Annotated in this window: 9 protein-coding genes and 3 pseudogenes; 6 read left to right on the top strand and 6 right to left on the bottom strand. The window is 56.5% G+C overall.

From position 1 onward, the window contains the following. The coding region (locus tag Harman_RS20575) for an ABC transporter substrate-binding protein (protein WP_137685550.1) at positions 1 to 606 on the top strand (606 nt) is incomplete at its 5' end. A gap of 345 nt (positions 607 to 951) precedes the next feature. On the opposite strand, the gene Harman_RS20570 is transcribed toward Harman_RS20575, so the two are convergent. Further along, complete coding sequence (locus Harman_RS20570; RefSeq protein WP_235007292.1) at positions 952 to 2,328, bottom strand: serine hydrolase domain-containing protein; 1,377 nt, start codon at positions 2,326 to 2,328, stop codon at positions 952 to 954. 202 nt (positions 2,329 to 2,530) lie between these two features. Here Harman_RS20570 and Harman_RS20565 point away from each other — a divergent pair. Both Harman_RS20565 and Harman_RS20560 read left to right on the top strand, forming a co-directional pair. Beyond that, positions 2,531 to 3,353 (top strand): annotated as a pseudogene (locus Harman_RS20565) (N-6 DNA methylase). Between the two features lie 63 nt (positions 3,354 to 3,416). Continuing rightward, positions 3,417 to 3,680 carry a DUF7389 domain-containing protein gene (locus Harman_RS20560; RefSeq protein ID WP_137685549.1) on the top strand — a complete coding sequence of 88 codons (264 nt, stop codon included), beginning with the start codon at positions 3,417 to 3,419 and terminating at the stop codon, positions 3,678 to 3,680. A 6-nt stretch (positions 3,681 to 3,686) separates the two neighbouring features. Here Harman_RS20560 and Harman_RS20555 read toward each other — a convergent pair. Beyond that, positions 3,687 to 4,163, bottom strand: a pseudogene (locus Harman_RS20555) (tyrosine-type recombinase/integrase); the annotation flags it as partial. 530 nt (positions 4,164 to 4,693) lie between these two features. Here Harman_RS20555 and Harman_RS22045 point away from each other — a divergent pair. The 3 genes and pseudogenes from Harman_RS22045 (at position 4,694) to Harman_RS22100 (ending at position 6,854) form a co-directional block, all read left to right on the top strand. Continuing rightward, positions 4,694 to 4,828 carry a hypothetical protein gene (locus tag Harman_RS22045; RefSeq protein ID WP_268812818.1) on the top strand — a complete coding sequence of 45 codons (135 nt, stop codon included), beginning with the start codon at positions 4,694 to 4,696 and terminating at the stop codon, positions 4,826 to 4,828. Positions 4,829 to 4,907: 79 nt separating this feature from the next. Beyond that, a pseudogene (locus Harman_RS20550) lies at positions 4,908 to 6,488 on the top strand (beta-L-arabinofuranosidase domain-containing protein); the annotation flags it as partial. A gap of 9 nt (positions 6,489 to 6,497) precedes the next feature. Next, complete coding sequence (locus tag Harman_RS22100) at positions 6,498 to 6,854, top strand: hypothetical protein (RefSeq protein ID WP_327411454.1); 357 nt, start codon at positions 6,498 to 6,500, stop codon at positions 6,852 to 6,854. A 5-nt stretch (positions 6,855 to 6,859) separates the two neighbouring features. Here Harman_RS22100 and Harman_RS20545 read toward each other — a convergent pair whose 3' ends face one another. The 4 genes from Harman_RS20545 to Harman_RS20530 all read right to left on the bottom strand — a co-directional run bounded on the left by Harman_RS20545 (position 6,860) and on the right by Harman_RS20530 (position 10,790). After that, the gene (locus Harman_RS20545; protein ID WP_137685548.1) at positions 6,860 to 7,660 is read right to left on the bottom strand and encodes an IclR family transcriptional regulator; all 801 of its coding nucleotides are present in this window, start codon (positions 7,658 to 7,660) and stop codon (positions 6,860 to 6,862) included. A gap of 250 nt (positions 7,661 to 7,910) precedes the next feature. Beyond that, positions 7,911 to 9,011, bottom strand: a complete 1,101-nt coding sequence (locus Harman_RS20540) for an ABC transporter ATP-binding protein (protein ID WP_394347839.1) — start codon at positions 9,009 to 9,011, stop codon at positions 7,911 to 7,913. Between the two features lie 10 nt (positions 9,012 to 9,021). Beyond that, a complete protein-coding gene (locus tag Harman_RS20535) occupies positions 9,022 to 9,882 on the bottom strand; it encodes a carbohydrate ABC transporter permease (protein WP_137685546.1) in 861 nt (286 codons plus the stop codon). Continuing rightward, positions 9,879 to 10,790: a carbohydrate ABC transporter permease gene (locus Harman_RS20530; RefSeq protein ID WP_137685545.1), complete on the bottom strand. Its 912-nt coding sequence runs from the start codon at positions 10,788 to 10,790 to the stop codon at positions 9,879 to 9,881. Before Harman_RS20530 ends, Harman_RS20535 begins: the two co-directional genes overlap by 4 nt. Between the last annotated feature and the right edge of the window lie 18 nt (positions 10,791 to 10,808).

The following is a 10,808-nucleotide window of genomic DNA, read 5'->3' as shown; positions in this document are numbered from 1 at the left end:
GATGAGGCCTTCAAGATCATCGCGGACGCCTTCGACGAACGAGAGCGATATGAGGCGTTTGCCACGATACACGACGAGATGCAGGCAACAATCGAAGAAACGCTCCCACCGACAGAGGACCGGCCGAGAGTTGGCTTAGTGTCGGTTAACTCATATTTCGAGGCCGGATCGTTTTCCGTGTATACAGTCCGGGACTGGAACAATCACAAGCAGTACCGGGATTTGGAGATGCGCGGAGCGTTCGATGGCCACATTGAGGGGAACGCGGACTGGGATTACGAACAACTGCTTGAGGTTGATCCCGACGCTATCGTGTTCCAGTACGGCTTCTCGCACGTCTCGACTGAGGAGTTCGAGTCCCGAATGGAGGCGATGCGAGCGGATCCGGTCGGCAGTCAGTTATCAGCAGTTCAAAACGACCGCCTGTACCGCGGTGGCACCGCTTACCAGGGGCCAGTTGTCAATCTCTTCCAAACAGAGGCGGCGGCAAGGCAGTTTTACCCCGAGGCATTCGGAGAATGGAACGGGATAGAGACGCTTCGGGAGGACTCACTCACGCTGTTCGACCGCCAGCGGGTCGCGGATATCATCAATGGCGACTTCTAACAGAGAACAGACCGATCCCGTTATTAACGCTTACTAGACAATCTATCAGTGTGTCATAAAGATCATTTGGTAGCTGGTTTCAGACTACTGAATACGAATCACTTGCCCAGTGTATATGTGCGTACCTATCGAATATGACCGCCACACTGGGGTGAGAGGGTCGGGGTTAGTTAGATGCAGTGTGCTAGCGTGGCAAAGTCTAGAGACATTATTCAGTTATTTCAACCTCTAAATGTTTGAAGCAGTTCAAGTACGATGGTGAGTCGTGCTTCAACTCGTGAAACGCTCTTATCAGCCTCTGAGACAGATCTCGAAGTGACATGGGTCCATGACGCCCTGGATAACTTATTGCTCTGACGTGCCTTTGGTTAGGCGTGAGGTCCATTTGTCCAGTGAGAGGATTAGTTCCGTTGTGGAACCTTTAGTATCGAATTCTGCGATCAGCTTGCTCCCATCACCGCGGACTTCGGAGAAGCGGTAGCTCTCACCCTCACTCGATTCTGGAGTGGCAGTAAACGTGAGAGGAGGACTGCTGATGTCAACCTCGATCACGCTACTGTGTGATTGCTCGATAGTGACCGTCATCCCACCACGATATGCCGTGTACGCCCCTTCTATGGACCTCACTGTATCGAGTTGCTGAAGAAGCGGGACGACCGTCTCACGGTCTTCCCCACATGCAGTCGCTAACGCTCCTTTGCCGACAGCGACCACAGGGTGACCGAGTGCGTTGTATGCCATCATGATTCCAAGGCCACGCTCACGGAGTACGCCCATGTATCTGCCGGAGATGCCGATGCTACCTCTGTGAGAAACGAGGGTTTCACCGAGGAACTCCTCGACTTCCCATCCGTAGCCGTACCCGGATGTCTGCCCATCAGCCATCGGAAGCGGTGGGGACTGCAATCTGCACATCTCATCGACGAGGTGCGACGAGAGGAGGCGGCAATCGTCGTATGACCCTTCGTTTAGCACGCACTGAAGCAACGGTACGAGTTCGGAAACAGAACTGACGAGCCCACCCGAAGGTCCGCCACCGTCATCAACACTCCCTGGTTCTAACCCATCTTCCGTCTGGTGGTAGCCAGTCATTGTGTCGTCGTCTGAATTTAGAACTTCAGAATCGAACGTCGACCGAGTCATCCCAAGTGGACTGAATAGTTCGTCTCTGACGTATTCGGGATATGCACGACCGTCGACCTGCTGGAGTATCTCTCCGAGCAGGAAGTAGCCACTGTTCGAATACATGTACCGGGGACGATCAGTGAGTCGCTGATCGGCGGCACCGTCAATATGTTCCAGCAGGTCCAGTTCTTGGCCGTCCTCGAGACTGTCGTGATAAGCGACAAAGTTTCGCGGCATCCCCGAGGCGTGTGACAGCAAGTCACGGACTGTAATCGGCTCCCCGGGAACGTCCGTCCAGACTGAGATATACTGTTCGATTTTATCATCGAGATTGAGTAACCCTCTATCGACGAGTTGGAGTATCGCAACCGCAGTGAACGGTTTTGTCAGCGACGCAACGGCATAAAGCGTGTCTGGCGTAGCGGGGGCGTGCGTGTCGACGTTCCGCTCTCCCAACCCTTCTGCATAACGAACAGCATCGTTATCAAAGACGGCTACACTGAGTCCCGGAACAGTAGCTCGGTCCATCCACTCCAGAAGGAATGATCTGAGGTTTTCTATCGTCGACTCAAGAATTGGACTGCCGTTGAAAACCATAGTGTCAGTATTTATGGAATAATATTTAGAATTTTACGATCACGAAATACTACCAGATAGTCCCGAAACTCATACTAACAGTGGTTTTGATCAATCTGCTCAGGGAATATACTGTATTGACCAGAGAACGCTATGGTCAGAGTGACCAGACTCCCGACTGTCGGGTGATCGGATTTTGTGACTCTCTCTGGGCTGAGCGAGTATGGCTTCGCCACAGATCGACGTCGACGGGATTGTTGAGACACTTGGACAGATCGCCAGCGCGGACACAGCGCCCACACGATCTTCCGAGACTGGGTCAATCTGATGTTGTTTGCACTCCAGCGCCGGGACGATCCGTACCTGGAGATCGTCGACGACTATCGCGAGCGCGGCGATATGGACCACCCCGACTGGCAGCGGTCGGTCGACCTTTTCTTGAAAGCGTTCGACCAGCTCCAAGAACGAATGGCAGCCACCAATGCTGACGTTTTGGGTGCAATGTATGAAGAGTATGGGATGTCCAGCGATGCGTTCGGCCAGCACTTCACACCACACAGGGTTTGCGAGACGATGGTTGAGATCACCGGGCTCGTCGACAAGAACGATACCGAGGACCGGCAGTCGGTTTGTGACCCGGCCTGTGGAAGCGGTCGGATGCTCTTGGCTGCCGGCCGGGAACAGCCAGACGCGCTCTTTGTCGGGCAAGATAAGGACCCACTGTGTGTCCGCATAACCACGCTAAATTGCTGTTTTCTGAATCTAGATGTCTACATCGTGCAAGGTGACTCACTCACTGTTGAGTTCCAGCGAGAGTGGGAAACCTCCAACTCTCCGATGGGTGGGAGCCTTCGCGAGCTAGACGACGAGGAGGTTGAGGATCTTCACGAGTGGATGACCGACGCCTTCGAGAATACGGTCGAAGGAGGGAACCAGTCCGGCTCAGAACAGCAGACAGATACGGAGTCGGGTGGTCGGACGCCACCGGTCGCAACGTCGTTTCAAGTGAGCAAGCCAGTCTGGACGCGTTCGAGAGCAGTGGTTGACGGCTGTTTTATGTGCCCCCGTCGGGTCTGGGGCGTTCCAGTGAGAGCGTCCTGAGATGATCTATGTCAACAGAACAAGATACAGAGCCAGCAGCGGGTCACGACACAGTGGAAAAGGTTGAACGAACAGACACCGGCTGCAGCATGGAGGCTAAGCTGGACCGGGGGACCGGAACCCGGGACCAGGACCGAGTGAGAATCAAAGCAAAAGGCGAGACTGCTGCGGAGACGATTGAGGAGTTCTACGAGGTCCTGGCGGAGTACGACACGGAGATCAGTGATCGGCTTCGGGATATCCAGCCTGAGCGAGACGAAGAAGAAGAGTAGGTCATCTCACTCACCTCCAATGATATCATTCGCTTCGTCTCGTGTGCGTTTCGCGGCTTCCTGAGCGTAGCCCTCGTGTGTCGTTTCGATGGACTTGTGCCAGAGTACATCTTGAGCCAGCTGGGGATTCTCGCGATAGATTTCTCGTCCGAGGCCACGGCGAGCGCCGTGGGGCTTCAGTGATTCCTCGAAGTCATACTCGGACCATTTACAGAGGTCGGCGAGGATATTACGCGCTGACTGGGTTGTGATCAAGGGCGTCGGGTCGAGTGCTTTCGCAGCCTTGTCGAGTCTGGGGAACACAGCCTCATCGTCAGCGGGCTCTCGAAATTGTTCCCAACGCCGGAGTGGATCGAGAGCGTCGTCGAGGATCGGCACAGACTCACGGGTACTATTCTTGCCGAACACCTGCATCGTGCCGGCTTCAAAGTTAATATGATGCCTTCGGAGACCGTCCCGGTCTTCATCGTCGGAGACAGTGATACCGATGGTGCCACAACGATCATGCCCACGGTTGGCAACACGAGATGCCAATTATTGTCTTAGACCAAATATCCAAAGTGCATAATTCAAATATAGATGGTGGAATTCGTTGGCTGGATGTCGGCTAGATGTTTATATATAATCAAACTATAGTTTTATACTCTCATATATGGAGTGGTAGAATTGATGGTTATTAGATAGGTAACCGAACTGTATTACTGATATAGGAATTTCGAACTCACTAACTCTGGCTTCATTCAGCGAGTTAGCGGAAACAGAACAGACGATCATCCCTGCGTCCTGGGTTTTGTTCGCGGTATCGAGGGTGGCCGATCCGATTGCGGACCAGTTCGACCCGTCGGTGCTGTAGTAGCCGACGAACGATTTCGAATATATGAGATGGTTCCGATACAATTGTACAACGTATCGTTTATCGAGTACCAACGTTGAGCAGCAAGAGAGGTACCAGTGTTCGTTAGCGACCGCACGAGGGAACTGTCTTCCATCCAAGCGAGACGACAGCACTCCATGTGGACACTGGTACGGACGCCCTGTTTCCGGGACTGCTGCTCGCGATGCCTCAGTGGGGGTCCGTCGCGACCCGCCTCGATATCCGAACCAGGGCGTTCATGCCGGCTGATTCGACTGTTCTCCGCCTTCTGTGAGCCTTTGCGGAGTATCTCTTCACACGGTCGCTGGTTTATACCTGCCGGTTATTTATTGCATGACGACTCTTACATACGTATGACCGGGCGATATCAGGCACCTGCTCTCGAGGACGTTGCGATTCGCGATACGTTCTGGTTACCGCGTCTGAAGACGAACTCTCTCGTCTCGCTGGATCACCAGTACGACCATCTTCAGGCGAATGGCTCTCTCGACAACTTCCGTCGAGTCGTCGGGGAAGCCGGTGGCGATTTCGAGGGACCGCCCTTTATCGATGCGAACGTCTACAAGTGGGTTGAGGCTGCAAGCTACGCCCTCGCAACCGACGAGATACCGACACTCAGAACGAAAGTCGATAACGTCCTGTCGCTGATCGAGCAGGCGCAGGCAGACGACGGCTATCTGTTCACGTATTTCATGGTCAGAGATAACTCGGGGCGGTGGTCGAACTTCACCATGATGCACGAGCTGTACTGCGCCGGGCACCTAATCGAAGCCGCCGTCGCGCATTATCGCACGTTCGACGATGAACAGCTTCTGCAGGTCGCCCGTGACCTGGCCGACCACATCGACTAGCGATTCGGCCCGGACAAGCTGGACAAGATCCCGGGGCACGAGGAGATAGAACTGGCGCTGATTCGCCTCTATCGGGTCACTGATGAGGACCGGTATCTGCATCTGGCGGGCTATTTCATTGACCGGAGAGGTCGGGATCCCTCCCCAATGGCGGCCGAACTCCCAGAACTCGAACAGATGATCGAGCGCGAGGCGCTCAGCGAAGAGCAAAAAGAGAGCGGCTGGTCCGTCGTCGGGTATCAGGACACGCTGCGCGACGCGACCGGAGGGTACGACGGCCTTTGGGCACAGGATCATAAGCCCGTCCGTGACCAGCAACGAGTCGAGGGACACGCTGTCAGAGCAGGGAACCTCTATGCCGCTGTCGCCGCCTACCTGCAGGAGGTCGACGATGAGGAACTGTTTGATGCAGTCGAACGCCTGTGGCAGAACATGGTGACACGGCGTATGTACGTCACCGGTGGGCTCGGTTCGAGCCCGGATTCCGAGTCGTTCACCGAGGACTACCATCTTCCCAACGACACCGCATTTGCTGAAACCTGCGCCTCCGCAAGCGCAATCTTCTGGAGTCACAACATGTTCGAGCTGACGGGGGACGGGAAGTACGTGGACATCCTAGAACGAATCTTGTATAACGCCCTGCTGTCGGGTGTCTCGCTCGATGGAACGGGATACTGCTATTCGAACCCGCTCCAGACGGACGACGAGTATCACCGCAACGAGTGGTTCTACGTCGCGTGTTGTCCGCCGAATCTGTCCCGCGTGCTCGCATCGCTCGGCAAGTACGTTTACGCTCGGGCCGAGAGCGAACTCCTTGTCAATCTCTACGTGAGCAGTACCATCGAAACGACCGTCTCAGGAACCCACCTCACGGTCAAACAGACCACCGAGTATCCGTGGGACGGGGACGTGACGGTCGAGCTTACTCCGGCCCAGCCGACGGAGTTCGCCCTTAGCTTCCGCATCCCCGGCTGGGCCGAGGGCTGGAATCTCATGGTCGATGGCGAGCCGGTGGCTGTCGAACCGACTGATGGATACGCGACAGTCAAACGGGAGTGGCAAGACGGCGATCAGGTCACGCTCTCGCTGGCAATGGAACCGAACGCGGTGGTCGCACACCCTGAGGTCGAAAGTGACAGCGCGCACGCCGCGTTGCGTCGGGGACCGCTCGTCTACTGTTTGGAGGCCGTCGATAATCCGCAGCCGGTACATCATCTCATTCTTTCGGACCCGGATTCGATCAGCGCCCGCTACACCGAGTCAATTTTGGACGGCATGACGGTCCTCGAGGGAGAGGCGAGCGTCCAGGATCTCGATGAGTGGCGGGACACGCTGTACCAGCCGATGGAGTCAGTCACGGAGTCCACGACCGAGTTCACCGCAATACCCTACTACGCCCGGAACAACCGCGGCCAGACATCGATGATCGTCTGGATGCGGCTCGCCTGATTCAGTTAGCTGCGGTTCGATGCGCGAACGGTCTGTTCAACATCCAGCTTGCGCTCGATGACGGCCGCGGCCCGGACGACCTGTTGGCAGACTCGCTCTTGATACTCTCCGTTGATGCGTTTCGACAGCCCGGTGATGGCGACGACTGCTAGGGGCTCATCGTTCTCGTCTAGGACGGGGGCGGCGACCGTCTTGTGTTGGACGTCCGTGAGATGGGACTCCGAACGGGGGCCCGACTGGTCGGGTTCGGCGATGGATGGCCCGCTCCCGTCGCGTTCTGTCGAGATGACGAACCCATTGCGTCGCGCTTCCGCTACGGCCTCCGAGATGTCCTCGGCTGAATCCACGAACACGTCCGAAGGCATGTATTCTTCTGTTTCGGATCTGAGGGCTAGCAGCATCTTACCGACCGAGTGCTCCGTGATAGGGACCGTCGAACCGGCTGTGACAGACAGCGTCGCCTTCTCGCCTCTCGCGTAGTGGAGTATCGTGACCACGTCGTCCTCCGGGACGGCGAGATACGAGAGTTCGCCTGTCTCGCTTGCTAAGCTGTCAATTTCCTCGTGCCCGTGTCGGTAAACCGGCCGCTGATTCCTGATCTGGTCGCTGATAGTGAGGAACTTCAGCGACAGCTGATACTTCCCCTCGGACTTGAACGCCAGTCCGTTCTCCTGTAACGTCTGGAGGTGGGTGTACACAGTGCTCTTGTGGTATAGCGTCTCGTCTGCGAGTTCCGTCACGCCCGCACGACCGTTCTCAAGAAGGAGTTCTATGATTCGAAACAGTTTCTCGTTCGATTTGAGCACGTGTTACTTCCTCGTGGATAGACTGGTATACGTGTTTACTAAACTCTATCGGCGACAACGCTAATACGGGCTCTTCCGATCCAAACACCTGCTGGCGCTGTCACTCAGCTAGAAGCGGTGACTACTCCACCGGTTCGACGATGGGGCGTGACGTAGTTGCCGTGACTGAACTTCTCGGTCGACCGATCTTGCGGCGATATACGTTAGCTGTGGTTTCCCTGCGGTCCGTGATAACTGAATAGCCTTCTCGCTACACCAGGGCTGTGGACTCTTCGGACGCTAGTGGTGGGTTGTACACCGCCTCGTCGTTTGCGTCGAATAGATGCACGTGTTTGGGGTCGATGTCAACGCCGACGGTGTCTCCCGCGTCGAAGTGTTTCGATCCGTCGACTTGCGCCACGATCCCCTCATCCAGGCCGTCGACCGCCAAGTGGATGATGTTGTACGCACCAATCTGTTCGAACACGGTGACTTCCGCCGAGAAGTCCCCGTCTCTGGTGGGTACGATGGTCAACTCCTCCGGTCTGACTCCGAGCGTCGTGATGTCTCCCGAGGCTTCGCTGGGCGCCTCGATAGTGAACGCATCTGTCTGTATCGTCCCGGAAGATTCCTCGAATCGACAGTCAAGGAAGTTCATCGATGGGCTCCCGATGAACCCGGCCACGAACCGGTTCGCCGGCTGTGAGTAGACAACTTCGGGTGTGTCAATCTGCTGGAGGTCGCCGTTGTTGAGGATCGCGACCCGATCCGACATTGTCATCGCCTCCTCCTGGTCGTGCGTGACGTAGATGGTCGTCGTCTGTATCTCGCGGTGGAGCTGCTGGAGCTCCGCGCGCATCTTCACGCGCAGTTTCGCGTCGAGGTTCGAGAGCGGTTCGTCGAGGAGGAATATCTCGGGGTCTCTGACGATGCTCCGTCCGAGCGCGACGCGCTGTTGTTGGCCGCCGCTGAGAGCGGGTGGATTCTTGTCCAGGTGCTCCTCGATACCGAGCATCGAGGCGGTCTCGCTAATTCGCTGTTCGATCTCTTCCTCGGAGATGTCAGTATGTTCCAGCGCGAACGACATGTTCTTTCGCGCCGACATATGAGGGTACAGCGCGTACGCCTGGAAGACGAACGCTAGTTCGCGTTCCTGTGGGGACGCGTAGGTCATATCCTCGCCCCCGAATTCGATGATGCCGTCCGTGGGCGTCTCCAGACCGGCGATCATCCGCAGTGTGGTCGTCTTGCCACAACCAGATGGACCGACGAGCGTCAGGAACTCCCCGTCCCTGATTGTCATCGACAGGTCGTTGACCGCGACCAATTCGTCGAATCGTTTCGTGATGTCGTGTAGTTGTATCTCCATTATTTCACCGTGATTATTGCATTTCGAGGCCCGCGATTCCTTCGATGAACTGTTCCGAGAACAGTGCGAACAGGATGATGACCGGCAGGGTCGCCAGCGTACTCATTGCGAAGAGTTGGTTGTAGACGGTCGCGCCGTGGATTCCTTGGAACGACTGAAGGCCGACACTGATCGTGTACAGTTGCTCCGACTTGAGGAACGTCAGTGCAAACAGGAACTCGTTCCACGTGAAGACGAAGATTAGCATCCCCGTCGCTGTCAGTCCTGATTTCACCAGGGGCAGGATCACTTGGAAGAATATTTTCCACTCGGGAATCCCACCGATCCTGGCTGCTTCCTCTAGACTTTCCGGCAGGTTCGTCATGAAGCTGTGCAGGAGGAAGATAGAGAACGCGAGGAAGAACGTGCTGTAGACGAGGATGAGCCCCAACCGTGTGTCGACGAGCCCGAGGGTCGATAGCAGGTTGTACAGCGGAATGAGGAGAATCTGGGCTGGGATCATCAGTAACCCGAGGAACAACAGGTAGATCGGATTTGAGCCGGGGAAGTCGAACCTCGCGAGTGCGTAGGCCGCGGGGGTCGCGATTGCAAGCGTCACAATGGTCGATCCGCCGCTGATGAGCATCGTGTTCAGGAACCATTGTCCCCAGGGTCCGGTTTCCCACGCCTCGAAGTACGGTTCGACTGTCGCCGGGCTCGGCACGAGGGTCGGCGGGAAGATCCCGATCTGTGACGGGTCTTTCAGGCTCGTTGCTACCATCCAGTAGAGCGGAACTAGGACGAAGAGCGCCGCGAGCGAGACCGCGACGTAGCGAACGATTTGCTCCCAAGGGAACCCGTCCTGGTCCGTGGCGAACACGTCGGTAACGCTCATATTTCCGTTCCCCCCGACAGCTTGATTGCGATGGTCGAGAACACGAGCGCCATTCCAAACAGGATAAACCCGTACGCGGCGCCTTTCCCGAAGTTGAAGTACCCGAACGCGACTTGGTAAAAGTGCGTGGACAGGATCTCGCTGGAGTTCGAGGGACCGCCGCCGGTCATGACGTAGACGTGGGCGAACGCGCGGACGGTGTCGATGATCCCGAGGACGAGCGTGATGAGGATCGCTGGCTTGAGCAGCGGCAGCGTGATGTGTCGGAACATCGCCCAGCGGGACTTACCCATTATCTTTGCAGCCTCGTAGACATCGTCGGGGAGCCCCTGGAGGCCGGCGAGGAGGATGACCATGTAGTAGCCAGTCCGTTTCCAGAGGACCATCAGCATCACGCTCGGCAGCGAGAGAGTAGTCGAATTCAGGAACCGTGCCGGCTCTTCGATGACACCGGCGGTCGTCAGTAGCCAGTTAACCAGCCCGTTGGGGCTGAGCAGCCAGCTGAAGACGATCCCGGCCACGACGATGGGAACGACGACCGGGACGAAGATGAGCGACCGGAGGAACGACCGTCCCTCAATGCCGCGATTGATCGCCATCGCGAGCCCGAGTCCGAGCACGAGCGGGAGGACGATCATCCCGACGCTGAAGATGAGCGTGTTCTTGGCTGCCACCCAGAATAGCGGATCGGTAACCACAGCGACGTAGTTGTCTAGCCCGACCCATCTCGTTTCTCCCCCGAGGGTGACGACCTCCTGAAAGCTCAGGAGGAACGTATCCACGAGCGGATACGCGAGGAAGATGGCGACCATCACGAACGCGGGAAGCAAGTAGACGTACGGGCGCCAGTCTAGCTGGGACCTGTCGGTCGTTAGTTTCCCTACCAGACTATCTTGTGTTTCAGACATGTTGTAGTGTTGTAGGAC

This window comes from Haloarcula mannanilytica, assembly GCF_005406125.1.
Taxonomy (GTDB): Archaea; Halobacteriota; Halobacteria; order Halobacteriales; family Haloarculaceae; genus Haloarcula; species Haloarcula mannanilytica.
Note: the sequence above shows the minus strand (reverse complement) of the source record. Positions and strands in the feature narration are given on the sequence as shown.